Origin of the sequence: Pseudoramibacter porci (assembly GCF_009696145.1) — a bacterium.
Classification (GTDB): domain Bacteria; phylum Bacillota; class Clostridia; order Eubacteriales; family Eubacteriaceae; genus Pseudoramibacter; species Pseudoramibacter porci.
Window position 1 is genome coordinate 1 of the sequence record NZ_VUMO01000015.1, and the last position, 25,479, is coordinate 25,479.

General features: G+C 53.5%; 30 protein-coding genes and 1 tRNA gene. 19 read left to right on the forward strand and 12 right to left on the reverse strand.

Going from position 1 to position 25,479, the window contains the following annotated elements:
- Positions 1-189 precede the first annotated feature (189 nt).
- From FYJ52_RS09060 to FYJ52_RS09070, 3 genes are read right to left on the reverse strand one after another with little or no spacing between them, the layout of a single operon-like run.
- On the reverse strand, positions 190-618 hold the full coding sequence (locus FYJ52_RS09060; protein ID WP_154576904.1) for a DUF188 domain-containing protein: 429 nt from the start codon (positions 616-618) through the stop codon (positions 190-192).
- A gap of 39 nt (positions 619-657) precedes the next feature.
- Complete coding sequence (locus FYJ52_RS09065) at positions 658-1,299, reverse strand: DUF6198 family protein (protein ID WP_154576905.1); 642 nt, start codon at positions 1,297-1,299, stop codon at positions 658-660.
- 52 nt (positions 1,300-1,351) lie between these two features.
- Positions 1,352-1,957 carry a TVP38/TMEM64 family protein gene (locus FYJ52_RS09070; RefSeq protein WP_154576906.1) on the reverse strand — a complete coding sequence of 202 codons (606 nt, stop codon included), beginning with the start codon at positions 1,955-1,957 and terminating at the stop codon, positions 1,352-1,354.
- Between the two features lie 150 nt (positions 1,958-2,107).
- On the opposite strand from FYJ52_RS09070, the gene FYJ52_RS09075 reads away from it, so the two are divergent.
- Positions 2,108-2,200, forward strand: a tRNA-Ser gene (locus FYJ52_RS09075).
- A gap of 140 nt (positions 2,201-2,340) precedes the next feature.
- Here FYJ52_RS09075 and dhaM read toward each other — a convergent pair.
- The 4 genes from dhaM to FYJ52_RS09095 form a co-directional block, all read right to left on the reverse strand.
- Positions 2,341-2,754 (reverse strand): dihydroxyacetone kinase phosphoryl donor subunit DhaM, encoded by a 414-nt coding sequence (gene dhaM / locus FYJ52_RS09080; protein ID WP_154576907.1) that lies wholly within the window; start codon positions 2,752-2,754, stop codon positions 2,341-2,343.
- Positions 2,755-2,843: 89 nt separating this feature from the next.
- Positions 2,844-3,320, reverse strand: coding sequence for a hypothetical protein (locus tag FYJ52_RS09085; RefSeq protein WP_154576908.1), 477 nt, complete (start codon positions 3,318-3,320; stop codon positions 2,844-2,846).
- Between the two features lie 28 nt (positions 3,321-3,348).
- Positions 3,349-3,912, reverse strand: coding sequence for a phosphatase PAP2 family protein (locus FYJ52_RS09090; RefSeq protein WP_154576909.1), 564 nt, complete (start codon positions 3,910-3,912; stop codon positions 3,349-3,351).
- Entirely contained in the window at positions 3,909-4,667 is a 759-nt protein-coding gene (locus tag FYJ52_RS09095) for a uracil-DNA glycosylase (RefSeq protein ID WP_328598800.1), read from the reverse strand. Before FYJ52_RS09095 ends, FYJ52_RS09090 begins: the two co-directional genes overlap by 4 nt.
- Positions 4,668-4,831: 164 nt before the next feature.
- On the opposite strand from FYJ52_RS09095, the gene FYJ52_RS09100 reads away from it, so the two are divergent.
- Positions 4,832-5,674 (forward strand): 4-(cytidine 5'-diphospho)-2-C-methyl-D-erythritol kinase, encoded by an 843-nt coding sequence (locus FYJ52_RS09100; protein WP_154576910.1) that lies wholly within the window; start codon positions 4,832-4,834, stop codon positions 5,672-5,674.
- Positions 5,675-5,693: 19 nt separating this feature from the next.
- A complete protein-coding gene (locus FYJ52_RS09105; protein WP_154576911.1) occupies positions 5,694-6,404 on the forward strand; it encodes a GntR family transcriptional regulator in 711 nt (236 codons plus the stop codon).
- Between the two features lie 66 nt (positions 6,405-6,470).
- On the opposite strand, the gene FYJ52_RS09110 is transcribed toward FYJ52_RS09105, so the two are convergent.
- On the reverse strand, positions 6,471-7,487 hold the full coding sequence (locus FYJ52_RS09110; protein WP_154576912.1) for a zinc dependent phospholipase C family protein: 1,017 nt from the start codon (positions 7,485-7,487) through the stop codon (positions 6,471-6,473).
- A 105-nt stretch (positions 7,488-7,592) separates the two neighbouring features.
- Between FYJ52_RS09110 and FYJ52_RS09115 the strand changes: the two genes are divergently transcribed.
- Positions 7,593-8,984 carry an AMMECR1 domain-containing protein gene (locus FYJ52_RS09115; RefSeq protein ID WP_154576913.1) on the forward strand — a complete coding sequence of 464 codons (1,392 nt, stop codon included), beginning with the start codon at positions 7,593-7,595 and terminating at the stop codon, positions 8,982-8,984.
- A gap of 25 nt (positions 8,985-9,009) precedes the next feature.
- On the opposite strand, the gene FYJ52_RS09120 is transcribed toward FYJ52_RS09115, so the two are convergent.
- A complete protein-coding gene (locus FYJ52_RS09120) occupies positions 9,010-9,642 on the reverse strand; it encodes a hypothetical protein (protein WP_154576914.1) in 633 nt (210 codons plus the stop codon).
- Between the two features lie 4 nt (positions 9,643-9,646).
- Positions 9,647-10,537 carry a DMT family transporter gene (locus tag FYJ52_RS09125; RefSeq protein ID WP_235901588.1) on the reverse strand — a complete coding sequence of 297 codons (891 nt, stop codon included), beginning with the start codon at positions 10,535-10,537 and terminating at the stop codon, positions 9,647-9,649.
- A gap of 221 nt (positions 10,538-10,758) precedes the next feature.
- Here FYJ52_RS09125 and rny point away from each other — a divergent pair, with 221 nt between their 5' ends.
- The 15 genes from rny to FYJ52_RS10055 all read left to right on the forward strand — a co-directional run bounded on the left by rny (position 10,759) and on the right by FYJ52_RS10055 (position 22,433).
- Positions 10,759-12,288: a ribonuclease Y gene (rny, locus tag FYJ52_RS09130; protein ID WP_154576915.1), complete on the forward strand. Its 1,530-nt coding sequence runs from the start codon at positions 10,759-10,761 to the stop codon at positions 12,286-12,288.
- 63 nt (positions 12,289-12,351) lie between these two features.
- Positions 12,352-13,140, forward strand: a complete 789-nt coding sequence (locus FYJ52_RS09135; protein WP_154576916.1) for a TIGR00282 family metallophosphoesterase — start codon at positions 12,352-12,354, stop codon at positions 13,138-13,140.
- 66 nt (positions 13,141-13,206) lie between these two features.
- A complete protein-coding gene (gene upp / locus FYJ52_RS09140) occupies positions 13,207-13,860 on the forward strand; it encodes a uracil phosphoribosyltransferase (protein WP_154576917.1) in 654 nt (217 codons plus the stop codon).
- 11 nt (positions 13,861-13,871) lie between these two features.
- Positions 13,872-15,308 (forward strand): adenylosuccinate lyase, encoded by a 1,437-nt coding sequence (gene purB, locus FYJ52_RS09145; protein WP_154576918.1) that lies wholly within the window; start codon positions 13,872-13,874, stop codon positions 15,306-15,308.
- Between the two features lie 15 nt (positions 15,309-15,323).
- Entirely contained in the window at positions 15,324-16,121 is a 798-nt protein-coding gene (locus FYJ52_RS09150; RefSeq protein WP_154576919.1) for a protein-ADP-ribose hydrolase, read from the forward strand.
- Between the two features lie 3 nt (positions 16,122-16,124).
- Positions 16,125-16,895, forward strand: a complete 771-nt coding sequence (gene yaaA / locus FYJ52_RS09155; protein WP_154576920.1) for a peroxide stress protein YaaA — start codon at positions 16,125-16,127, stop codon at positions 16,893-16,895.
- A gap of 334 nt (positions 16,896-17,229) precedes the next feature.
- Positions 17,230-18,510, forward strand: coding sequence for an O-acetylhomoserine aminocarboxypropyltransferase/cysteine synthase family protein (locus FYJ52_RS09160; RefSeq protein ID WP_154576921.1), 1,281 nt, complete (start codon positions 17,230-17,232; stop codon positions 18,508-18,510).
- 38 nt (positions 18,511-18,548) lie between these two features.
- Positions 18,549-19,469 (forward strand): cysteine synthase A, encoded by a 921-nt coding sequence (gene cysK, locus FYJ52_RS09165; RefSeq protein ID WP_154576922.1) that lies wholly within the window; start codon positions 18,549-18,551, stop codon positions 19,467-19,469.
- A 236-nt stretch (positions 19,470-19,705) separates the two neighbouring features.
- The gene (locus FYJ52_RS09170) at positions 19,706-20,347 is read left to right on the forward strand and encodes a TetR/AcrR family transcriptional regulator (protein WP_154576923.1); all 642 of its coding nucleotides are present in this window, start codon (positions 19,706-19,708) and stop codon (positions 20,345-20,347) included.
- Positions 20,334-20,543 (forward strand): cysteine-rich KTR domain-containing protein, encoded by a 210-nt coding sequence (locus FYJ52_RS09175; protein WP_328598801.1) that lies wholly within the window; start codon positions 20,334-20,336, stop codon positions 20,541-20,543. Before FYJ52_RS09170 ends, FYJ52_RS09175 begins: the two co-directional genes overlap by 14 nt.
- Before the next feature lie 49 nt (positions 20,544-20,592).
- Complete coding sequence (locus FYJ52_RS09180) at positions 20,593-21,099, forward strand: flavodoxin domain-containing protein (RefSeq protein WP_154576924.1); 507 nt, start codon at positions 20,593-20,595, stop codon at positions 21,097-21,099.
- Between the two features lie 10 nt (positions 21,100-21,109).
- Entirely contained in the window at positions 21,110-21,526 is a 417-nt protein-coding gene (locus tag FYJ52_RS09185) for a hypothetical protein (protein ID WP_154576925.1), read from the forward strand.
- Between the two features lie 15 nt (positions 21,527-21,541).
- Complete coding sequence (locus tag FYJ52_RS09190) at positions 21,542-21,757, forward strand: PF20097 family protein (RefSeq protein WP_154576926.1); 216 nt, start codon at positions 21,542-21,544, stop codon at positions 21,755-21,757.
- A gap of 110 nt (positions 21,758-21,867) precedes the next feature.
- Positions 21,868-22,191, forward strand: a complete 324-nt coding sequence (locus FYJ52_RS09195) for an alpha/beta fold hydrolase (protein WP_154576927.1) — start codon at positions 21,868-21,870, stop codon at positions 22,189-22,191.
- 92 nt (positions 22,192-22,283) lie between these two features.
- A complete protein-coding gene (locus FYJ52_RS10055; RefSeq protein WP_205960824.1) occupies positions 22,284-22,433 on the forward strand; it encodes a hypothetical protein in 150 nt (49 codons plus the stop codon).
- Positions 22,434-22,494: 61 nt separating this feature from the next.
- Here the strand turns inward: FYJ52_RS10055 and FYJ52_RS09200 are convergent, their stop codons facing one another.
- The gene (locus FYJ52_RS09200; protein ID WP_154576928.1) at positions 22,495-23,943 is read right to left on the reverse strand and encodes a TrkH family potassium uptake protein; all 1,449 of its coding nucleotides are present in this window, start codon (positions 23,941-23,943) and stop codon (positions 22,495-22,497) included.
- Positions 23,940-25,307, reverse strand: a complete 1,368-nt coding sequence (gene trkA, locus FYJ52_RS09205) for a Trk system potassium transporter TrkA (protein WP_154576929.1) — start codon at positions 25,305-25,307, stop codon at positions 23,940-23,942. The genes FYJ52_RS09200 and trkA overlap by 4 nt, the downstream gene beginning before the upstream one ends.
- Positions 25,308-25,479 lie beyond the last annotated feature (172 nt).

Consider the following 25,479-nt stretch of genomic DNA (forward strand, 5'->3'; position numbering starts at 1 on the left):
TACTGAATGCATGGCCTGTTTCTATTATTGCTATTTTACCACGGTTGTATGGCAACAGGTGAAAAATGATTGCGATAATAAACAAAGCCTAGAGCGTTTGCCCTAGACTTTGTCTACAGTCTGAAAGTCTGAGCTTTTGAATTGGCTCAGACTTTTTTTTAGTGAAAACAGCGAAGTGCATCCCGCTCTTTATTCGTAATAAGTGGTGTCGAGGGGAGCGATCAAATCGAGGAGAATCGTCGTGAAGCGGTCGATTTCGTCGTGATGGCGTCTGGCGGCGGCCTCGCGGCTCAAGGCTTTCGGCGGATTCTTTTCTCTGAGATAGCGCTCGTAGAGCAGGGTGTTGATATTGGCCGGGGTGATGACAATCCCCTCAGGGCTGACGACAGCTAAGGCCTCCGGGAGCAGATCTTGGGCGAGTTCGAAGTCGCCGGTGACGACAATGTCCTCGAGGGTTAAAATTTCGGCGATCTGCGCCCGCCGATCCTCTTTGTAATGTTCGTCGTCCGACGAGAGGCCACTGACGCCCTCAGCGGGAATGTGGCATTCTTTTGAGAGGGTGTCGCAAAGTTTGCGCTGGTCCCGCGGCGTGGTATCGTTGTCGACAATAATTTTCATTGGAAAAAAGGCGCTCCTTTCTGTTTGGGTGGTAAAGATTTATTCTGAAAGGCCCGTGGCAGCGAGCTGGCGGGCTTTGAAGAACTGATTGTACAGCCACATGAACCGTCCGACGCCGATCATGGCGGCGACGGTGCCGATGCCGATGCCGACGATGCCGCCGGTCAGGACGAAGGACATGAGGCAGGTCAAGGCGACGCAGACGAGATCGAACACGTTTTTAACGTTGCCCAGGCGCTGGTGCAGACGGTCCGCAAAGGCCTGAACGATGCCGTCCCCGGGATTGGGGACCAGCCGCGTGTTGACGTTCATCGCGGCGCCGATGCCGGTCAGAGCGATGCCGAAAATCAGGCAGACGATTCGTGCCGATATCGAGGTCACATCCGGCAGCACCGCACCAAACAGGTTGAAGAACCGGGTGAGGATGATCGACAGCGGGATTTGAAGCAGGTCGTAAAGCTTGAAATTCCGGCCTTTAACGGCGTATTCGATCGCGGCGAGGATGCAGTAGAGCACAAAAGAAACATTGCCGAAATTGAGGCTTTTAATCGTCGCGTAGCAGTAAGCCAGGGAGATAATGGGGGTTACGCCGAACTGGGATTTGGTGTTCAGGACGATACCGAGGGACAGGATCAGCAGTCCGAGAAAATAAAAAATCCACCGGGCAATTTTTTTTTGCATGCAGTTATCTCTTTCTCTTTAGGATTGTCTTTATAGTATAACAGAAAAATGATCATTTGTTAGGCTTTTGTTGATGGCGCGCCATGAGCCGGTTGGCGCGGCCGTGAAAGCACCAGTAAACGAGGACGACGATCGCGAGATAAGCCGCGAGGAGGACGAAGGTCAGGCGATGATTGTCCAGCATGATGCCCGCGCCGATCAGAGAATTGAGCAAAAAGCCAGGCAGGCGGCCGAGCAGGCAGAGCTTTAAAAACGTCGGGAAGGGCATGGGCGTCAGCCCCGCTGCGAGGCAGGCGATGTCGTCGGGAAAGCCGGGCAGAATGAAGATGATAAAGAGGATCGCGTCGAGTTTCTTTTCGTTCAGATTTAAAAGCTTTTTCGACCAGTCTTTTTTGTCAAAGCGTCTCAGGAAAGACGCTCCGATTTTCCGGGTGATGAGAAAACCCAGGCAGGAGCCGAAAATTTCCCCGACTGCGCTTAAGAGAAAGCCCTGCCACCAGCCGAAGAGCATGCCGCCGAGCACAGTCAGCGGCCCGCCGGGAATGGGCGCGATGACGACTTGAACCACCTGCAGGATCAGGAACACCAGAGGCGTCCAAAGACCGAAGCCGCGAAAAAAGGCCTTAAGACTGGACAATGTGCTGAAAACAGAAAACATCTCGTCCTCCTCCTTTCTAAAATTTATTTCCCAGCATAGCACAAAGAGATTGACTTTGTGTTAAATTTGGCTTGACAAAATAAAAAACTTTGGTTATAATATCATTCGTCTCAAAAATGAATAACAAATTGCTCGTAGAGCAGTGCAGATGGAGAGGTGTCTGAGCTGGTTGAAGGAGCACGCCTGGAAAGCGTGTATACGTATATAAACGTATCGAGGGTTCGAATCCCTCCCTCTCCGCCATTTTAATTCATATGAGAAATCGACACGATCGGTGCGCCGGTCGTGTTTTTTATTGTGGCGGTGCTGCTGAAATCAAAACAAAAAAAGATCAGTAGCTCTTTGACCAGAGCGCTGATCCTTTTGCAAGTGACGAGGAGAAATTACGCGTCGTCGCCCTTGTGCATGTCCCGGGCCTGTTTTGAAACGTTGATGATTTCATCGACATCGTCAGTCACTGAGGCCTGGACCACACCGGTGAAAGCGCCTTCCACGAGGGGGCAGTCCACCAGGTGAATTTTTTCTGTCAGATCGTCGTCGTCGATCATTTCAATTGCCATTTCAGAGCTGATGATCGAGCTGCCGAGGTCACAGTAAATTAAAATCGATTTGCAATTTTCGAAATCGCTGCTTTCTAAAGCTTCCTGAATGCGAACGGCGTCGGTGCCAAGACGACCGTCCGAAGTTCCGCCGGCTTCGCGGATGATGACATTTTCATTTCCCATTTCGCTGACCAGTTCCACAAGGCCTTGAGCGAGTTTTTCGCTGTGCGAAACAATAAGTATACCTGTTGACATCAATATCCTCCAAATCATTACATCTGTGATGTAGTTTTCGCCCTTATTATAGCGCAAGGGCCGCAGATTTCAAGGGCGTGAAACGCGTTTCATCGATGCTGTTTGCGTTTACGGGCGATTTTTTTCGCGCGTTTTTGTCTTAGAACACTCGTGTAGAGGAAATAGACCCCGTCGATAAAATTGAACCACGTCAGAATACCGCAGCCGACCCGGACAGATAAGACGTCGCTGCGCGTGCAGGCCACAGCAGTCAGAAAGATCAGCACGACGGCGAAGATATTGCCGATCCAAAGGCCGGCTGAAGGCGGCGAGGGGATCAGGCGGCGGCCGCGGCGATTAAGGAAAGGCCGTCTGGCCATCCGAAAGGTCACCGCGATGGCAATTAACAGAAAGATGACGTAAATCCAGGCCCCCGCTCTGATCGACGGCAGGTTGGTGACCATGGTGCCCCAAAGGGCGCGGTAGGAAAGGGCGTGGCCGAGAAAGAGCAGGTGGCGAAGCAGGGTGATGAGCATCAGCAGGACGCTGATCAGTCCGGCCAGGGTTTGGCGTTTTTGAATTTTCATAACGGCCTCCAAGAGGTGAAAGGGCGAATCATGGGTGGGTGTCAATTTTTCGGTCGGCATCCGGCTGATCAGCCAGATGGCTGAAGATTTTGCATACTGCCGCTGCGATCAGCATGCCGACGGCCGCGCCGGCGAGCACATCGGTGGGATAGTGGACGAATAAATACATTCGGGAGAACCCCACAAGCCCTGCGAGGATGAGCATCCACGCGCACCAGCCAGGATGACGCTTTCTAAAACACAGGAAGAAGGCCCACGCAGTTGAAAACGCAGCGGCGGTGTGTCCCGATGGAAAAGAAGTGCCCATGGGGTGCGGGACGATGGTGGTGAAGTGCGCCGCGGTGTAGGGGCGGGTCCGCCCGACAAGGGGTTTGATTCCGAGGTTGACGACGATCGATGTGAGCACCAGCGCCAACGCGATTTGCACGCCGGCAATGCGCGTTTTGGGAAAAAGGATCAGCACCAGACAGAACGCAATCCAGATGCGCCCGCTGTTGGCGAGTAAGGTGAGTCCTTTGAAGAAGGTATTGAGCGCCGGACAGGACAGCGCGTGGTGAATAGCCCAAAGGCAGTTTAATTCGATCGCGGTCATGATGAAGGAGTCTCGACTTTCTTTCCGAAAACACCGGGGTGGTGCGCGCGCAGGTAGGCCGCAGCGGCCTGGGTATCCTCAATCGGCGGAATTTCCCAATTGATCGGCTCGAGCCCCACTTGACTCAAAAAGGCGTTGGTTCTGGAAAATGGGCGGCTTCCGAAAAAGCCGCGGTTGGCAGAGAGCGGGCTCGGGTGAGCGGATTTGATGATCATATGCTGGGGGTTGGTAATCATGGGGATTTTCGACTGGGCGAAGGCGCCCCAGAGAATGAAGACCACCGGGGTCTCCCGGGCATTGAGCATTTCGATGACGTGGTCGGTGAAGATTTCCCAGCCCTTGCCGCGGTGAGAAGCCGGCTGCCCCGCCCGGACCGTCAGCACTGCGTTGAGGAGGAGCACCCCTTCTTTCGTCCAGTTCACGAGGCAGCCGTGATTGGGAATCGGGCAGCCTAAATCGTCGTGCATTTCCTTGTAGATGTTGCGAAGCGAAGGCGGAATGGTCACATCAGGCTGGACAGAAAAGCAGAGCCCGTGGGCCTGATGGGGACCGTGGTACGGGTCCTGTCCGATGATGCACACCTTGGTGTCAGCGAATGCCGTGTAGTGGAAGGCGTTGAAAATGTCGTAGGGGTTGGGATAAATTTGCCGGGTTTTATATTCGTGGATCAGAAATTGGCGCAGGTGCTGATAATAATCCTGCGCAAATTCGTGTTTCAGCGGTTTTTCCCAATCGTTCTGGAAAAAAATACTCACGATAATCTCCTTAAATGAATAAATGATATAACTTAAGCTTATTATAAAGGATACATCAACGAAAAGAAAGGGAAAAGGACGCCGACCCTTTCAAAAGAAATCTTGTATTCTTTTTATAAAATGCTATAATTGTATACAGTATTTTGAAAAAGGTTGAAAGAGATATGATTCAAGAAGAAGCGCCAGCAAAAATCAATATGTCTTTGCATATCACCGGCCACCGGGATGACGGCTACCATTTGATGCACATGGTCAACGTTTCGGCGAAGACCCTCGCCGATGTGCTGACTTTTGATGCGGCGCCGGAGCTGTCCTTAGTCTGCAGTGATCCGGACGTGCCCGCCGGGCCGGACAACCTGATCGTCAGGACCGCTGAGCTGATGCAGCGCATTTGCGGGGTTCAAGCTGGTGCAGCGATCCGGCTGACCAAGCGGATTCCGATGCAGGCCGGTTTAGCCGGCGGCTCAGCCGACGCCGCAGCCGTCATCCGCGGGCTCGACCAATTGTGGCACTTGTCGCTGAGTTTAGAGGAGATGACGCAGATCGCGGTTAAAATCGGCGCGGACGTGCCCTATTGTCTGGTCAATACACCGGCGGTGGTCACGGGGATCGGCGAATGTATCGCGCCGCTGCCGTCCTTTCCGTCCTTTGGCATCCTGGGCGTCAAACCGCCGATTCCCATCGCGACGCCCGCGGCTTTTGCAGCGATGGACGCAGCACAGCAGCACACGCTTTTTGACGATCGTGCACTGCGCGCGGCGATAGCGGCCGGCGATTTTGACGCCTTATCGACACTTTGCGCCAACGATTTCGAAAAGGTGGTTTTTGAAAAATACCCGGATGTCGCGGCGATTGGCGATAAGATGCGCGCCGCAGGTGCCTGGATGGCCAGAATGAGCGGCAGCGGGTCCACGATGATCGGTTATTTTAAAACGGCCCAGGCGGCGCGTCAGGCCGCAGCGGCCTTCAATAGCGGACAAAATATTGTATTTACAGCTGGAATTTAAGGAAAGAATTAAGGCAAATATGGAAGCAACATCAAAAAAACACACGACACTTAAGATGGATACAAATTCTTGCAAACCCCTGCGGGAAGTGGTGTTTGAAACGATTCGCAGCGCCATCGTGCATGGCGAATTAAAGCCTGGTGAGCGGCTGATGGAAGTCAAGCTCGCCAATGCCCTCGGCGTGTCCCGGACCCCGGTGCGGGAGTCCATTCGGAAGCTGGAGCTCGAGGGTTTGGTCAAGATGGTGCCGCGCAAAGGGGCCTACGTCACGCCGATGTCGATCACAGACCTGCGGGAGATGATGGAAATCCGCGGCGCCCTCGAAGCCCTCGTCGCTGAGCTTGCCGCCCAGCGGGCCAGCCAGGAGGATCTTGAAAAGATGAAGCGCAGCAACCAGAAATTTGAAGAATGCGTCGAAAAAAATGACGGCGAAGGTATCATTAACAACGATATTTTGTTTCACGAAGCTTTTTATCAGTCCTCGGGCAACACGCGCCTTGAAAATATGATTCACACCCTTCGCGAGCAGATGCTGCGGTTTCGCGTCGAGTACGTCAGGCGCATCGCCATGAAAAAACCGCTGCCAGGCCAGCACAACGAAATTATCGCGGGAATTGAAACCCACGACGCCCAGCGGGCCAGCCGTGCGGCGCTGCGCCATATCAAGCTGACCGAAGACGACATGCTCGTGCTGTTAGCCGACGACGAAGCCTTTGAAGCTGAACAATAAAAAACGTCCCATTTGGTTGAATGTCAAATCAAATGGGACGTTTTTTGACGACTGCGCAGGACGGCTTTAAAAGCCCTTCAGCAGCGACGGGTTTTTCAAGAAGATGATATCAAAATGGGTCATGGTCTGGTCATCGTTCAGATCGAGATCGGTCAGATAAGAGCGGTTGCCGTAAATATCGTGGACCGCATCCCGCGTCAGAGCATCGGGATCGTCGAGGATGGCGGCGATAAAATCCGCGGCGGTTTTCGAGCGGGCAGCCGCTTTGTTAAAGAGATCGATGTAGGACGCGGTCGAGGACTCGCCGGTGACCGGGTGCTGCCACGTGTGGTGATCCATGTTTAAGACGACAGGCTCATTGGTGTAGGGCGGGTAGAATTCCCGGCTGATGAGCAATTCCTGATGCGCCAGTTTTTCGAGGCGGCGCAGGATATTGCGTTTGCGGTTAGTGGGGTCGCCGGTCAATCCCGCGACGACGTGCGCGGCGCGGACTGCGCGCGTGAAATCGAAGACGTCGAGGGGCTTGTTGAAGACGACGGTGAAGATACTTTCCATCATGCGGCCGAGAATTTTGGCCTCTTCGTTGGAAATACGGAACAGCCGCTTAAAATTGAAGTCCGTCGCCAGTTCCCCCCGTTCGTACTGCAGGTAGGCCGTATCGAGGAGCACCTCGTAATAGGTGTGGATGTAGGCGAAAACCCGAGTGGCCTTGTCGTGCTGGTATTGCCCGGTGTGGTAATAGATAAAGGGGTGGGTTTTGGCGTCGAGCTCGTGGTGGACAGAAAAGCCCATCAAATAAGCCAGACAGGTGTCCCGTTCAAAGGGATCCTGAAGCTTCAGGGTGTAGAATAAGCCCTGATGAAAAAAGGCGTCGACGTCGTGGCTGTGGACCAGACTGCCGTATTTCATATGAGAAGGATGCCCGGGAGAGGGAATCAGATCGAAAAAGAAGAAATCCGGTCCTTCCGCGCCGAGATAAAAAGCGTCGGGATGGGAATCGACCGCGATCCCAAGGGGCGACTGCGCGTCAAGTTCGTGCGCGAGGTTCTGCGCACAGTAATAGTGAGTCAATTTTTCAGACATTTTTTTGAGGTTCCTTTCTCAAAAATTGGATATTGCAATTATTTATGGAATATACTAACATAGAATACTTTGAAAAATATAAAAAACAAAAAAGGCGGAAACAATATGTATTTAAAAGGCATTGCATTTTTTCCACGGTTTAACAATTCGCAAATCGCGAATCTGGCAGATACCCGTCCCCAATGGGACCGGGCGGTTCGGGATCTGGCATTGAGCGTTGCCAAAACGGCGCCCAAAACGATCGTCTACATTGGTCCGGGCGAGCCGAGCTTTACCGATGCGCTGGCCGTGCTTTACCAGCCGGGGCTTATGGGCAAATGCGGGGACCGCTGGCTCCAAATGACGGGCGATCTCAATCTGATGAACGATTTTCACGACCGCCTCAACGAAGCGGGGGTCGATGCGGTGTTCATCAACGACACCGAAGCCGAACGCTATCAGATTACGCCGGTAATTCCGCAGCCGCTCAATACAGCGGTGACCGCGATCGACCGGGTCTACCCCGATCACGAAAGTGTGGTCATCAACGTCGGCGGTGTCGACCACACGACGCTGTACCGGGCAGGGCGGATTCTGCGCCAGGCCATTGAATCCGGCGATCGGGATGTGATGATCGCCGTGGCGGCCGATCAACGGAAAGCCGAAAGTTTTATTGCGGCCCTCGAAGGGCAGGACCCATCCGGTTTGATGGCTCTTTTGGAAAAACCAGCAAATGGCGGCGATTTGTCAGCAGATCTCATGGCGTTCGGTGCGACCGACGGGATTCACACCACATGGCACAGTTTTGAAAAAGACGGCCTGTCCGGCGTTAGCCGTCTCGATTACGATTTAGACCGGAACGACCCAACTTACGACAGCCTGCTTGCACAGATCGAAAGCAGGCGTACAGCGGCTCACCGGAAGGTGCTCAGCGGCGCCGACCCGTACGTCGGGCTGGCGATGGCGGCCGTCGAGAAATGGGTTCGGGAAAACGCCCAGCTCGACGCGGCCCTCTTCCTCGAAAAGTACAAGGCAGAGTACCCCGCCGATGTGACGCGGATGACCGATTCGGTGGAGGCGTCCGGCGTTTTTGTCACGCTTTTAAAAAGCGGCGAGGCTCGGGGATGGGCCGGAAGTTTTCGGCCGACGGCGCCGGATATTTCCCGGGAAATTGTGCAGACCGCGATTGCGGCGGCGTCAGAAGACCCGCGCTTTCTTTCAGTCGAGGCGGAAGAACTCAATCAGATCACGGCGAAAGTCGACATTGTTACAGACGTTGAAGACGTGTGGGAACTTTCCGAGATCGATCCAAAAACACAAGGGGTCATTGTCGAAAAGGGCCTTCGCGCCAGTTTTGTAATGCCGGACACAAGCTTTTCTTCGGCACAACAGGCCGTAGACAAGGCAAAGGAACGGGCCGGAATTTCGGCGGACGAGCCTGACGACGAACGGGAGTTCGGCGGCGATAAATTGTTTATCCGCCGATTCAGCGTTGAAACTCACACCATTGCGGTGTAAATGATGCGTAAAAAAATGCCGGGCATTACTGCCAGGCGTGAATCAAAATCAGGCGCAGGCCGGCGATTAAATCGACGCGCCAAAAGACAAAGATCATCAATAAAATCATCAGGCAGACGGGCAGGCCGCCGAGGGCCGTGCGGACATCCTGGCCGCTCAAATCCATGTGCAGAAAAATGCTGACCGCCAGGTATCCGACGAGCACGCGCAGAGGGATTGCGGTGCAGGCGGACCAGAGAAAACGGCCGATGAGATAGAGGGTGAGGACGCCGAGGAGAACTGGGGCGATGGCCGACAAAGTCAGCTGCAGCGATTGGCGGATGCGCCCGCCCCGGGGCAGGAAATTGACCGAGCCGAGGGCGTTTGCCGTGGGCCGCAGCGTGATGCGCTGAATTTTGGCACCGAGCAGCCAAGCCAGAAGGGCGTGCGCCAGCTCGTGGTGGACGACGCCGGGATAGGTCAGGGTGTTGGCAAAAATCAACGCAGCCGACGGATGAACGATTAAGCTCAAAAGCTGGAGCGCCGCCTGGCAGACGAGGCGGATCCCAAGGCCGAGGACGACGATCAGAAGGGGCACCAGCAGTGTGTTGATCACAGCTGCCTGCCACCACGGTCCGGCGGCGATCGTCAGATGATAGAGCGCAATCCAATGGGTCATGGCGTCAGGCCTTCTTTAAATGCAGGTTGTAATACCATTTGAACACGGCCGTGCCGATGATGACGGCGTAGCCGGCGAAGCTCCACAGGTCGGGGATTTCTCCGAAGAAGAACAGCCCCCACATCGTCGCGAACAGCACTTGCGTGTAGTCAAAGACGGAAATTTCCATCGCCGGCGCGTGGGTGTAGGCCGCGGTGACCGTGAGCTGGCCGCCGGCTGCCGCCGTTCCGCCGATGAGCAGACAGATCAGCTGGCGGGCAGTCATGGGCACGAAGTGGAGGATCGTGAAGGGCAGGCAGAGCAGCACTGAAAACAAAGAGAAGGCAAAGACGATCACCGGGCCCCGTTCACCGTGGAGGCCGAGCTTGCGCACAAAGGCGTAGGCTGTGCCGGCGCCGAGGCCGCCGAGGAGGCCGACGAAAGCCGGGAAGCTCGCCGCAAATCCGGCCGAAGGCTTGATGACGAAGACCGCGCCCACGAAGGCGAGAACGACGCAGAGGATTTCAATCCTATTGGGCCTTTCGCCGATGATAAAAGCCGAGACGATCATCGCGAAAAACGGCGCCATTTTGTTGAGAATATTGGCGTCCGCCAGACCGAGACGATCGATGGCGTAGAAATTGCAGAGCAGGCCCAGCGTCCCGCAGAAGGCGCGCATAAACAAGCCGAAGCCGCTGCCTTTCTGGGGGCGGAAGCCCTCTTCCGTTCTGCCGAGGATCACCGTCGCGACGATGAGGGCGACGAGATTTCGAAACAATGCCTTTTCAAAAGTCGGGAGCGGGCCGGCTTGTTTGATGAACAGACTCATCAACGAAAAACAGAAAGCGGAGCAGACAATGAAAAATATGCCGAGGGCATGATCGTTGTGGCGGTATTTTGCAAATAATGTTTTCAAGTTGACATCTTCTTTCAAATTATTTTTTCAAATCTGTTTTCATATTTTATCAAATCCTGAAAAAATTACAATCGCTTCAGAGTGGGACAATATCTGTAATGGTTTAAAACTCTTGAAGAATCAAGTCGCAATTTGTTGACGTTCGCGTATATTAAGGGTAAAATAAAAAAGATAAATGTCTAAAAATCTTTACAAAAAAATCAAAACAGGAGGTGAAAAAGATGCTGACAGTTATACTGGCAATTTGCATTGTCGTTGCATTTTTTGCCGGGTATCTGATAAACAAAACAGTGTCAGATCGTCAAATCGGAGCGGCCAAAGACCGCGCTGCCGCCATTATTGATGACGCGAAAAAAGACGCTGAACATCAGAAAAAAGAAATGCTCTTCAACGCAAAAGAAGAAGCCATGTCCATTAAAGATGCGATCGAAAAAGAAAACCGCGAGCGTCGGAGCGAGATTCAGAAAATGGAATCGCGCCTGATGAACAAAGAAGAAAATCTCGACCGCAAGACTGCCAATCTTGAAAAAACGCGGGAAAAATTGGACCGCCGCAGCCGCGAGCTGGACCAAAAGCAGAAAAAGCTGGCGGGCATGATGGACGAAAAGATTGCCGAGCTCGAAAAAGTTTCTGGGATGTCCAAGGAAGAAGCCAAGGAAACCTTGATGGAAGAAGTCGGCCGGGAAGCCCGGGCCGATGCCGCAGTCCTCTACAAAAAAATTGAGGACGAGGCGAAAGAAAACGCCGATAAGCGGGCCAGCGAAATCGTGGCGCAGTCCATTCAGCGTTACGCAGCTGACCACGTCGCGGAATCGACCATTTCGGTCGTCAATCTGCCCAATGACGAAATGAAGGGGCGCATCATCGGCCGTGAAGGCCGGAACATCCGTGCTCTTGAGAAGATGACGGGGATCGACCTCATCATCGACGACACGCCGGAAGCGGTCGTTCTCTCGGGATTTGACCCGGTCCGCCGGGAAGTTGCCCGGATGGCGTTGGAACGGCTGATTGTCGACGGCCGCATTCACCCGGCCCGCATCGAAGAGGTCGTCAACAAATGCCGCAAGGAGCTGGACAATGAAATCAAGGAAACCGGTGAACAGGCCTGCTTCGACACGGGCATTCACAACGTGCATCCTGAAATCATCAAGCTGCTCGGCCGTTTGAAATACCGCACCAGTTACGGGCAGAATGTGCTCAAGCACTCCATCGAGGTGTCTTATCTGGCCGGAATGATGGCCGCTGAGCTCGGCGCCAACGTGAAAATCGCGAAGCGCGCGGGGCTACTGCACGATATCGGCAAGGCCATCGACCATGAAGTTGAAGGCAACCACGTTGAAATCGGTGTGAACGTGCTGAAGAAGCACAAAGAAAGCAAGGCCGTGATTCACGCGGTCGAAGCGCACCACAACGATGTCGAACCGCAGACCATCGAAGCGGTGCTCATCCAGGCGGCGGATGCCATTTCGGCGGCCCGTCCGGGCGCCAGACGGGAAACCCTCGGGTCTTACGTCCAGCGTCTCGAAGATCTGGAAAAGATCGCCAATTCCTTCGACGGCGTCGAAAAATCCTACGCGATTCAGGCCGGCCGTGAGGTTCGGGTCATGGTGACGCCGGATGATGTCGACGACAAAGGGATGCCGCTGCTCGCCAGAGACATCGCCAAGAAAATTGAAACGGAAATGGAATATCCCGGAAATGTTAAAGTTAATTTGATCCGAGAAACCAGGGCTGTTGATTACGCAAAATAATCAGAAAGGAAGGTTACTCACCTTCCTTTTTTTATGAATTTAAGAGACATTGAGGTCAATGACATGAAAATATTGATGATCGGTGATATTGTCGGACGGCCGGGGCGCCAGATTGTCCGGGAATATCTGCCATCGATTAAAGAAAAACTGGGCGCCGATTTTGTCGTCGCCAACGGCGAAAACGCGTCAGGCGGCAACGGGCTGACGGAAAAAAACGCAAAACAGCTCCTCGCCGCGCCGATCGACGTCCTTACCATGGGCAATCACGTTTGGAAGCAGCGGGAAACCCGGACGTATATCGACCGCTACGAGCGAATCGTTCGGCCAATCAACTACCCGCCCAAGACCCCGGGCCAGGGCCATTGCGTTTACACCCACGACGGCGTGCGCATCGGGGTGCTCAACATGTCCGGACAGTCTTTCATGGACAACTTGGACTCGCCCTTTACAGCGGCGGATCGGGTGGTGCCGGCGCTTTTGGCAAACAGCGACGTCCTGCTTGTCGATTTCCACGCTGAGACGACGAGCGAAAAAATTGCGATGGGGTATTATCTCGACGGCCAAGCCTCAGCCGTGGTGGGCACCCACACCCACGTCCAAACCGCGGACGCCCGGGTGCTGCCAAAAGGGACGGCCTTTATCACCGATTTGGGGATGACCGGCCCGCTCAACGGCGTCCTCGGCGTCAAGGCAGATATCATCCTCGAGCAGCTGACCAGGAAAATGCCGGTGCGTTACGAAATCGAACGGCAGATGCCCTGGCAGCTCAACGGGGTGCTCATCGACATCGATGAAACCAGCGGCAAAGCGCGTTCGATTCAGCGGGTTTACGAAATTTTCGATGAAAATTGAGTCCCGTCGATTTAGGGGTTATAATAGAAAAAAGCGGCATATACAAAATGAACAAGGGAGGAAGCTATGTCATTTGAAATTCCAGCAAACGTCCATTTGATTGACAATCCATTGGTGACCGATCGGTTGACCGTCCTTCGGATGAAGAAGACCAATACCCGAAAATTCAGAGAAATCGTGAAGGAAATCAGCGGTTTTCTGGCCTATGAAATCGGCCGGACCCTGCCGATGAAAGACGTCGAAATCCAGACGCCGATGCGCAAAACGGTCCAGAAACGCATCGACACGTCGAAGAAAATGGCCATTGTGCCGATTCTCAGAGCCGGCGTCGGGATGATTCCGGGATTTACAAAGGTTTTTCCCGACGTTCAGATTCTCAACATCGGAGTGAAACGGGACGAAACCACCCACGCGCCAATTTCCTATTACGAAAACTTCCCCGGCGATATCCGCGCGCAGAAATGCATCATCATCGATCCGATGCTGGCGACAGGCGGCTCCATTGAGTATACCGTCGAAAAGCTGAAGGCGAAGGGCTGCAAGGATATTGTCATCGCGGCGATCATCACGGCGCCGGAAGGGATTGCGCGCATCAGCGGCGCCTACCCGGATATTCCGATTTTCTGCTGTGCGATCGACGACCACCTCGACAAAGATAAATACATTATTCCTGGGCTGGGAGACGCGGGCGACCGCATTTTCGGCACCGAAGCAAATTAAAGGAGTGTACCATGAGCAAAGAAGTTTACGAAAATCCATTGATTGAGCGATACGCCTCGCAGGAAATCTGCAGAATTTTTTCGGCGGATTTTAAATTCTCCACCTGGCGGAGATTGTGGGTAGCACTGGCTGAAACCGAACAGGAACTCGGTCTGGACATCACCGACGAACAGATCGACGAGCTGAAGTCGAAAATTAACGACATCGACTACGATCTGGCGGCCAAATACGAAAAGAAACTGCGCCACGACGTCATGGCGCACGTGCACACCTACGGCGACCAGTGCCCGAAGGCCAAAGGCATCATCCATCTGGGCGCCACTTCGGCCTACGTCGGCGACAACACCGACATCATCCAATACACCGAAGGCCTGCGCCACACCAAGCGCATCCTCGTCAATTTAATCGCGAAGATGGCGAAATTCGCCGACGCCTACAAATCGCTGCCGACCCTCGGCTTCACGCATTTTCAGCCGGCACAGCTGACGACTGTCGGCAAACGCGCTACCCTCTGGATGCAGGATCTCTTGATGGACTACGCCGATCTCGAATATCTGCTCTCGACCATTCGTCTGCGCGGCGCCAAGGGCACGACCGGGACCCAGGCCAGCTTCATGGATTTGTTTGAAAATGACAGCGATAAGGTCAAAGCCCTCGACGAAAAGATCGCCGAAAAAATGGGCTTCGAAAAAACCTTCGCCGTCACTGGCCAGACTTACCCGCGCAAACTCGATGCCCGCATTTTGGCGGTGCTCTCCGGCATTGCCCAGAGTCTGTCCAAATTTGCGACGGACATCCGTCTGCTGCAGCACCTGAAGGAAGTGGAAGAGCCCTTCGAAAAATCCCAGATCGGTTCGTCGGCCATGGCCTACAAGCGCAACCCGATGCGCTGCGAACGCATTTGCTCCCTGGCCCGCTACATCATGGTCGACAGCCTGAACCCGGCGATCACTCAGGCTACCCAGTGGTTTGAACGGACCCTCGACGACTCAGCCAACAAGCGCATTGCCATTCCGGAAGCCTTCCTCGCCATCGACGCCATCATCGGCATTGCCAACAACGTCTGCAGCGGCCTCGTGGTTTATCCGAAGGTCATTCACCAGCACATCATGAACGAGCTGCCCTTTATGGCGACGGAAAACATCATCATGGAAGGGGTCAAGCGCGGCGGCGACCGTCAGGACCTCCACGAAAAGATCCGTCAGCTCTCTATGCAGGCCGGTGCGCAGGTGAAAGAAGAAGGCAAGCCCAACGATTTGATGGACCGCATCGTGGCCGACGGTTCCTTCGGCATCACGGCGGACGAAGTGCCGGATATATTAAATCCGGAACTCTATATCGGCCGCGCTCCGCAGCAGGTCAGTGAATTCCTCGAAGGGGAAGTCAAGCCGGTGCTCGACGCCAACCGCGGCCACATCGACACCGAAGCTGTCGAATTGAAAGTCTGATCGGAGCAATTGGTCATGAACCGTTTAGCTCAGATTCAAATGCTCAACCAAATGCTTCTCGGCGAAACGCCGACGCCGCCGATCGACCCGTCGGCCTACGGCAATGACGAAGCCGGGCAGCGCACGCTGATGCGGGCCTTGATGAACGTCCGCCCGCCGAAGCCGATGTCGGTGATCGTCGAAAATCTGCAAAACGCCATTTTGCAATCCTTCCTTAAAGAAAAGGGGGTCGTGGACGCGGCGGCGCTGCCGGCCTGCCAGAAGGACAGCCGTCTGGCCCTTTGGCAGGGCGATATCACGCGGCTCAAAGTCGGCGCCATTGTGAATGCGGCCAATGATCAGATGCTCGGCTGTTTCGTTCCGGGCCATCACTGCATCGACAACGCCATCCACTCGGCGGCGGGCATGCAGCTGCGTAACGCCTGCGCCGCACTGATGGACCGTCAGGCCGGCCCTGAGCCCACGGGCCAGGCCAAGGTGACGCCAGCCTACAACCTGCCGTGTCAATGTGTGATCCACACCGTGGGTCCGATTGTGTGCGGCGCATTGCGCGAAGAAGACGTCGCGGCCCTGGAAAGCTGTTATAGGAGCTGTCTCGAAGCGGCAGACGAGGCTGATCTCGAATCGATTGCTTTCTGCTGCATCTCGACAGGGGTCTTCCGTTTTCCGCAGGACAAGGCTGCAGAAACAGCCGTGCACACCGTGGGCGAATGGCTGGATGCCCATCCGCAGACCAGCGTTGAAAAAGTTGTCTTCAACGTGTTTAAAGATGAAGACTGGCGTCTCTACGACGCGCTGCTCAATCAGGCATAGGCGATGCGCATCATCATCTCACCGGCCAAGCAGATGATTCAGGACCCGGACGCGCCCCGGGCGGCAGCCCTTCCGGTTTTTCTCGATCAAACGGCAATCCTCATGGAGTGGATGCAGGGGCTCAGCTACGCAGAACAGAAAAAGCTCTGGGCCTGCAGCGACGCCATCGCCGAAGAAAATCACCGCCGTTTGCAACAGATGGATTTACGCGGCGCGTCGACGCCGGCGCTTTTAGCCTTTGACGGCATTCAGTACCAATACATGGCGCCGACCATTTTTGAAAGCCGCCAGTACGATTACGTTCAGGATCATCTTCGCATATTGTCCGGGTTTTACGGCGTGTTGAAGCCGATGGACGGTGTGACCCCTTACCGCCTCGAGATGCAGGCCAAGGCCGCTGTGAACGGCAGCCGCAATCTCTACGATTTCTGGGGCAGCCGGCTGTATCAAGAGGTCATGGACGACAGCCGCGTGCTGATCAATTTAGCTTCCAAGGAATACAGCAAAAGCGTCGCCCCGCACCTTCAGCCCGGGGACCGCATGATCACCTGTGTGTTCGGCGAGCTCAAGGACGGCCGCGTCGTTCAAAAAGGGGTTTACGTCAAAATGGCGCGGGGGGAAATGGTACGCTTCCTCGCCGAGAATCAGGCGGAGGATCCAGAAGCTCTGAAGGCTTTCGACTTAAGCGGCTACCGCTACGATCCCAAACGCTCGACAGAAACGACATTCGTTTTTACCCGAACGGCCATTCCCGGAAAGTCCGGACGCCGGTAAAATGCGATTCAAAAAATCAGCTCTTTTTAAGGGAGCTGATTTTTTTTATTTTAGGCTTGACATAGTAATCAAATAGGTTTAATATATAGCCATAACATATTTAAGTCCTATGTTTAATAATAATTTTGGAGGTGCCGAATTGCACAGATATGACGAAACGGTTTGGACGTGTCAGAGCGACTGGATTCGACACGTACTCAGACCCAACACCAGTGGACGAATGTGCTGCTGCAGCGCATGTTGTTAACTTAATAATAAAAGACAGCCAAAAGGCAAAGGTATCCATCGTAATCAAGTAAATTTAAATAGAGAATCATAGAAAGTGAGAAATAAAATGGCTTATAAATTTGAAACACTGCAGTTACACGTTGGACAGGAACAGGCGGATCCGGTTACCGATGCGAGAGCGGTTCCGATTTACGCGACGACTTCTTACGTTTTCCACAACTCGAAACACGCAGCGGACCGCTTCGGCTTAAGAGATGCCGGCAACATTTACGGCAGACTGACCAACTCCACGGTCGACGTTTTTGAAAAACGGATCGCAGCCCTCGAAGGCGGCTCCGCAGCATTGGCGACCGCTTCCGGTTCTGCCGCGATCACTTACGTCATTGAAGCCCTGGCCCATCAGGGACAGAATATCGTCTCAGCGAAGACAGTTTACGGCGGCACCTACAACTTGCTCGAACACACCCTGCCGCATTTCGGGATCACCGGCAAATGGGTGGATCCGGACGATTTTGACGCCCTCGAAGCGGCAATCGACGACAACACCCAGGCGCTCTACGCTGAAACCCTCGGCAATCCGAACTCCAACATCATCGACATCGAAAAATGGGCGGAAGTCGCACATAAACACGGCCTGCCCTTGGTCATTGACAACACGTTCGCGACACCGTACCTCGTCAGACCGATTGAACGCGGTGCAGACATTGTCGTTCACTCTGCGACGAAATTCATCGGCGGCCACGGTACCGCCATCGGCGGCGTCCTCGTTGAAGGCGGCAACTTCGATTGGAAGGCCAGCGGCCGTTATCCATGGATTTCCGAACCGGATCCGTCTTACCACGGCATCAGCTTTGCCGACGCCGCCGGCCCGGCCGCTTTTGCGACCTACATCCGTGCGATTCTCCTGAGAGATCAGGGCGCGACGCTTTCTCCGTTCCACGCCTTCCTCTTCCTGCAGGGCCTTGAAACCCTGTCGCTGCGTGTGGAACGCCACGTCCAGAACGCGCTGAAGATCGTCGATTATTTAAGCCACCATCCGCAGGTCGAAGCGGTGCATCATCCGTCTCTGGAAAGCGAACCGAGCCACAAACTCTACGACAAATACTTCCCCAACGGCGGCGGCTCCATCTTCACCTTTGAAATCAAAGGGGACGCCCAGACCGCGATGGACTTCATCGACAACCTGCCGATTTTCTCACTGCTCGCCAACGTCGCCGACGTCAAATCTCTGGTCATCCATCCGGCTTCCACGACCCACTCTCAGCTCAACGAAGCGGAACTTCTGGATCAGGGCATCAAGCCGAACACCATTCGTCTCTCTATTGGGATTGAAAATGTCGACGATTTAATCGACGCGCTGGATACCGCATTTGCTGCTGTCAAATAACGAAAACACTGGATTCACATTTCGGAGGTAACCATCAAATGGCAAAAATTTATCAGAATTTATCAGATTTAGTCGGCAACACGCCGCTTTTCGAATTAACTCATGTGGAAAAGGCCGAAGACCTCGACGCGAAAGTCGTCGTCAAACTGGAATACTTTAACCCGGCGGGATCGGTCAAAGACCGTATCGCGCTGGCGATGATCACGGACGCGGAAGAAAAGGGCCAGCTCAAACCGGGGGCCACCATCATTGAACCGACCTCGGGGAACACTGGAATCGGTCTGGCCGCTGTCGGCGCATCTAAGGGCTACAAAGTTATCCTGACGATGCCGGAAACCATGTCTGTCGAACGCCGCAACCTGTTGAAACTCTACGGTGCAGAAGTCGTCTTGACCGACGGTGCAAAGGGCATGAAGGGCGCCATTGAAAAGGCTAATGAACTCCACGAACAGACACCGGGCAGCTTTGTGCCGGGGCAGTTTGTCAATCCGGCCAATCCTAAGGCGCACCGCGAAACCACTGGCCCTGAAATCTGGCGCGACACTGACGGCGAAGTCGACATTTTCGTCGCAGGGATCGGCACCGGCGGCACCCTGACCGGTGTCGGCGAATATCTGAAATCTCAGAAACCGGACGTCAAAATCGTCGCAGTCGAACCATCTGGCTCACCTGTACTGTCTGAAGGCCACGGCGGCCCGCACAAAATCCAGGGCATCGGCGCCGGATTTGTACCGGATACCTTGAACACAGACATTTACGACGAAATCGTGACGGTCACCAATGAAGACGCTTTTGACACGACCCGTGCCGTCGCCAAAGCGGAAGGCATCCTGACCGGGATTTCCTCCGGCGCTGCGGTCTGGACCGCAATCCAGCTGGCGAAACGTCCGGAAAACAAGGGCAAAACCATCGTCGCGCTCCTGCCGGATACCGGCGACCGCTACCTCTCCATGCTCTAAGGCGGCGCGCGTTTCCTTTCTCTTGATACCCCTCAACCGGGATCTTGCATACGCAAGGTCTCGGTTTTTTTGCGCTCAAAATATCCCTTGACACGTAACCGTCCGGTCACTATAATAGAGGTAACCAAAAGGTAACTCGTACGAGACAGACGCGAAGACGCTGTGCTTAATTTCACGAATTGATTCTAAGTGCTGCTTTTTTATTCGGCGGTATTTAAGAACAACAGGAGGATAGAATGAAGTGCCAAGAGAAAAGTACGAAGGACAGGATTTTAGAGGAGGCGCTCGTGTTGTTTGCGAAGAAAGGGTATCTGGGCACGTCGATGAACGACATCGCTGCACGGCTTGGCGTGACCAAAGCCGCACTGTACAAACATTACGCAGGAAAACAGGAAATTCTCGATTGTATTGTCAAAAAAATGAATCAGATGGATCAGCAGAGGGTGAAGCAATACGCGATGCCGGAAGGCAGCATGACAGATGTGGTTAAAGGCTATCAGACGGCAGAGCTCAGCAAAATCGCGGCGTTCACGAAAGCGCAGTTTCGGCATTGGACTGAGGAGGCTTTTCCGAGCCGTTTTCGGAAAATGCTGACGTTGGAACAATACCGGGACCCGAAAATGGCAAAGCTTTATCAGCACTATTTGGCCAGTGAGCCCGTCGCGTATATGGCGGAGATCTTCAAGGGATTCACGAACGATGCGGCAGAAGCTGAACAGCTTGCGCTGGAATTTTACGGGCCGATTTTCCTGATGTACAGCCTTTACGACGGAGCCGCGGACAAAGATGACATTGTAACGAGGGTCGAGCGGCATGTCGAACGGTTTTCGGTGAAGCTTCAGGCGAAACTGAAGGAGAAGGCGTGTGATACCAGATAAACACATTCGGAAAAAGTGGGTGTATTGCCCACACTGCGGACAGAAAACCCGGGTACAGCTGCGAGAGGACACCGTGCTCACGCATTTTCCGCTGTTCTGTCCCAAATGCAAAAAAGAGAGCTTGATCGACGCCAAGAATTTTCAGGTCGTTCAAATTGTTGAAATGCCAGACGCCAAGACGCAGTGCGAATTGTAAAATGATTCGTATTGCGTTTTTTTATTTGTCAAATTGAGGAGAATTTAAAATGAAAGCCATTGTTTACACGTCAAATACGGGAAGCACACAAAAATATGCGGAAATGCTGTCGGCGCGTTTGGCTGTGCCCGCGTACAGCTTGAAGAAAGCGAGAGCGGCCGTTAAACCGGGAACGGCGGTCCTTTATCTCGGATGGATCAGAGCCGGGAAAATTATGGGTTACGCGGAGGCGGCCAGAAATTACGACGTATCGGCGGTGTGCGCCGTTGGGATGGGGCAGACCGGCACGCAGGTTCGGGAAGTCAGAGCAAAAAATAAAATTCCGGCGCAAGCGCCGTTGTTTACCCTTCAGGGTAATTTTGACATCAAAAAGCTTCACGGCGCGTACAAAGTAATGATGCAGATGATGGTTAAAACCGTAGGGAAGGCGCTCGCGAAGAAGGCCGAGCGGACCCCTGAGGAGGACGACATGCTGGAAATGATGATGCGCGACGGCGAGCGCGTGAAGGCTGAAAATTTAAACAAAGTGCTCGATTGGGCCATCGCGCAGCAATAGGAGGGGGAATATGAAGCTTTATATTGGAAATGTCGTCACGACCGTGACGACGGTGATGATTTTAGTGTTACTTGGATTTATTAGTTATTCCGTTTACAACCGAACGAACATTCAATATTGGGGACGAAGAAGTCTTTTTCTTCTGATTTACGGACTGGTCGTTTGCTGTTTTGCAGCGGCGCGGGATGGCCTCGACAAGACGATTCAGCATGCGGTCAACGGCAGCTGCGCGCCGGGTGTGTTTCCCCTGCTCAGCTTCCCGACTGTCGTCGGCTGTGTCGGCGCGGCTCTGATTCTTATCGCGGCCATCGCGACGCCGATTGCGAAAACACAGCACATGCGCCGCGTTTGGTTTAACGTGATGTCCTGCGAGATTGTGATGAAAATTGCCGTGATGGAAATTTCGAGGGTAATGATTGGAATGTAATAGGAGGTCATCGCGATGAAATGTCCAAAATGCGGAAAAGAAATGCGTTCCGGTTATTTATTTGCCAGTAAAGATGGCGCTTTCAGTTTTGCAAATGAAGTTCCAGGTGTATTTGAAAAAGCAGATAGATCAGACGGCTTTGTTGAAATCACACAGTTAAGGCTCGGACACAGGGTCCATATTGAGGCTCATTGCTGCGAAGCCTGCCGATTCGTCGTTTTTCATTATTAATCATGACGGAGGAGCTGACATGACATTAATTGTAGATCGACTCACAAAAGCGTACACGGTTAAGACCGCGGTCGACAATGTCTCATGCACCTTTTGTGGATATGGAAAATATGATCGGCAATATGATGCGATGCGCAAATGTAACGGAACGGGAGCTTGCGGAAAAACAGGAGGCTGCCACAGAATTCGGAGAGAGGCTGTCTTGGAAGTATCTTTGTTATGTGAGAGCGCATCTAATCCTGTGGCGTGTTCCAACTAAAATACTATATAGCGAACATGACAATATGACCGATTGGGAAACCGTATCCGCATTTGCTGAAGGTCACTGTGCAGAGCTCACGGTCATGCCAGGTGGTGAGCATTGGTTCCACACTGAAGAACAGATGCGGTTCTTAGACAATTGGCTGAAAATTCAAGCTGATAGACGAGATTAGAATTCTTGTAATGCAAATTTCGAGAATTTTGATTAAGATGTCATAAAAGAAGGATAGTTAGGATATAATAGAAATAAAAAGGAAAACGTTCAATGAAAACAATAGAAAATGATTCGAAATGTATTGAAATCAAGCTCGACGAAGCGGACGCAGCAGCCGCTAGATCAGATGTTCGATACTCGGTGTCAGAGGTATTTGACCGCGTCAGAGAACGCATCTGCAAACAAAAGAAAAAGAAATAAAGCATCATAAAAGCCATTGATTTGAAAGATATTTCAGATCAATGGCTTTTATAATTTTGTTTTAGGATCTCTGCCAAATGCTCGGGACGAACAGCAGCAGCATCGGGAAGATTTCCAGACGGCCGGCCAGCATATCGAAGGTAAGAATCAATTTGCTGATGGGGCTGTAGGCCGAGAAATTCGACGCGGGGCCGACGCCGGCAAGCCCCGGGCCGATGTTGTTCAACGTCGCGGCCACCGCCGTGAAGTTGGTCTCCATCGAGAATCCGTCCAGGCTGATGATCAAGACGCTTAAGCCGAAAATCAGAAAATAGACGGCGGTGAAGACGTTGATCGAGCGCAAGACTGTGTGCTCCACCGTTTCGCCGTCGAGCATGACTTTGCGGACCGACCGGGGATGGACGATTTGGAGCAGCTCTTTCTTCAAAGTTTTGAGCAGCACCAGAATGCGGGACACCTTCATGCCGCCGCCGGTGCTGCCGGCGCAGGCGCCGCAGATCATCAAAAGCACCAGAATCCACTTGGAGAAGGACGGCCATTGGTTGAAGTCCGTCGTCGAGAACCCGGTGGTCGTGATGATCGAGCCCACCTGGAAGGCCGCGTCGCGCACGGCGTCGCCGAGATGGTGGTAGAGCGTCGTGCGGGAAAAGATCTGCACGGTGATCAGCACGATGGACGTGAGGATGATGAGCCCGTACGCCCGGACCTCTTCCATTTTGAAAGCCGCCTTGGGTTTGCGGAAAAGCAGCAGGAAGTAGAAGCTGAAATTCACCCCGAAGGCGATCATAAAAATCGTGATGATCCACTGCTGAACCGGCGTGTAGGACGCGCAGCTGCTGTTGAGGATGCCGAAGCCCCCGGTTCCGGCTGTGCCGAAGGTGATGCACAGGGTGTCGAACCAGGGCATTCGGGCGATGAGCAGGCAGAGAATCTGTCCCAGGGTCATGCCCAGGTAGATCTTGTAGAGGATCGAGGCCGTGTTGTGCACCCGGGGCACAAATTTGGAGACATCCGGCCCTGGACTTTCCGCCCGCATCAAGTTCATCTGCGAGCCGCCCTTCACCGGGATGAACATCAAAATGAAGACGAGGACGCCCATCCCGCCGATCCAGTGAGAAAAGCTGCGCCAGAACAGGCTCGCGTGGCTCACCGCCTCGACGTCTTTGAGAATGGACGACCCCGTCGTCGTGAAGCCGCTGACGATTTCAAACAACGCGTCGATGTAATTGGGAATTTCTCCGGTTAACACAAAGGGCAGGGCGCCAACGGCCGACATGACGATCCAGGCCAGGGCGACGGTAATGTAGCCGCTTTTCTGATAAATCCGGGAGTCTTCCGGCTTTTGGGCTAACAAGAAACCGAGGGCCTCGCACCCGGCGATGACCATCAGATACTTCGGCAATACATCAAATTCGCGGTAAATCAGGGCGATGATCACCGACGAGCAGAGCAGCAGCCCCTCAAGTCTGAGAATCCAGCTGGTGACGTAGCGGATCATGGCGCGGTTCATGAACGCACCTTCGTTTCCAGAATATCGCCGATTTCGTCAAAGCCGGTGTTCGTGGTGACGACGATCACCGAATCTCCGGGTACGAAATAGGACTGTCCGTCGGGGATAATGAGCCGGTTTTTCCGGTAGATCCCGGCGACCAGCGTGTTTTTCTTGAAGTGGAGATCTTCAAAAGGCACGTGGGTGATTGACGAATTGCGGTGAATGGCGAATTCCAAGGCTTCGACGCGGTCGTCCATGATTTTGTACAGGGTTTCCACGTTGCTGTCGTAGGAGTTGGCCATGGCGCGGACGTATTGCAAGATCGTTTCGGTCGTGATGGTCTTCGGGTTGATCACCGAATCGAGGTCCAGGCTGCGGATGACGTCGTTGAATTCCAGACGGCTCATTTTGGTGACGACTTTCTGACGGATTTTGTTCTTCGCGTAAAGGGAGAGGATGATGTTTTCTTCGTCGATGCCGGTGCAGGCGACGAGGGAATCCATCTCCTCTAAGCCTTCCTCGCGCAGCAAGTCCTCGTCGGAGCCGTCGCCGCAGATGATCTGCGCCTTGTGCAGATGTTCGGCCAGTATTTCGCACCGCTCGCGGCTGCGTTCGATAATTTTCACCTTGATGCCCATATTGAGCAGCATCTTTGCGAGATAATAGCCCATTTCGCCGCAGCCGATGATCATCGTATTCCGGACGGCGTCGGTTTTGAGACCGACGTCGGAAATGAACTTCAGGGCGTTTTGAGGGCTGAGGATCACCGAGAGCTTGTCGTTTTTCTGGACGACGTAATTGCCGTCGGGGATGACGATGTCGTCGCCCCGTTCGGCGATACAGATCAGCCCGTCGGTCTGCAAAATCTTAGCGTCTTTAATCGCCTGGCCGATCAGCGGAGAGTGATCCGGCACGCGGAAACGAAACATTTCGATGTGCCCCTTGGAGAAGCTGTTGATGCCGATAGCTGTCGGGAAGCGCAGCAGGCGCACGATTTCCCGCGCGGCCGCGTGTTCCGGGTTGATCGTCATGGCTAAGCCCAGTTCCCGGCGGATGTAGTCCCGGCCGGTGGAATAAATGGGATTGCGCACCCGGGCGATGGTCCGGCAGGCCGACGCGCGTTTGGCCAGCACGCAGCACAATAGATTGACCTCGTCGCTGTAGGTGACCGCGATGAGAATGTCCGCGTTTTGAATGTCGGCACGCTCGAGAATCTGGTAATCGGTGCCGTTGCCGCAGATGCCCATGACGTCGTAAAGATCGGTCAGGTGATTTAATCGCTCAGCGTTGGTGTCGATCACGGTGACGTTGTGATCTTCGTTAGATAATTTGGCGGCCAGGGCAGAGCCAACTTTGCCGCAGCCCACAATAATAATTTGCATAAAAACTCCAGTTTACAAGTAGTATAAAATGATAAGTAAAGCCATTGTATCACAAAAAAAAATTCCCGGGCGGAGAATCAGAAATTTATTTCAAAATCATGGACTTAAACATTTACATAAAAAAGAATAATTATTATAATAAAGACATCAATTAATTTTGATGAAGTTTAAA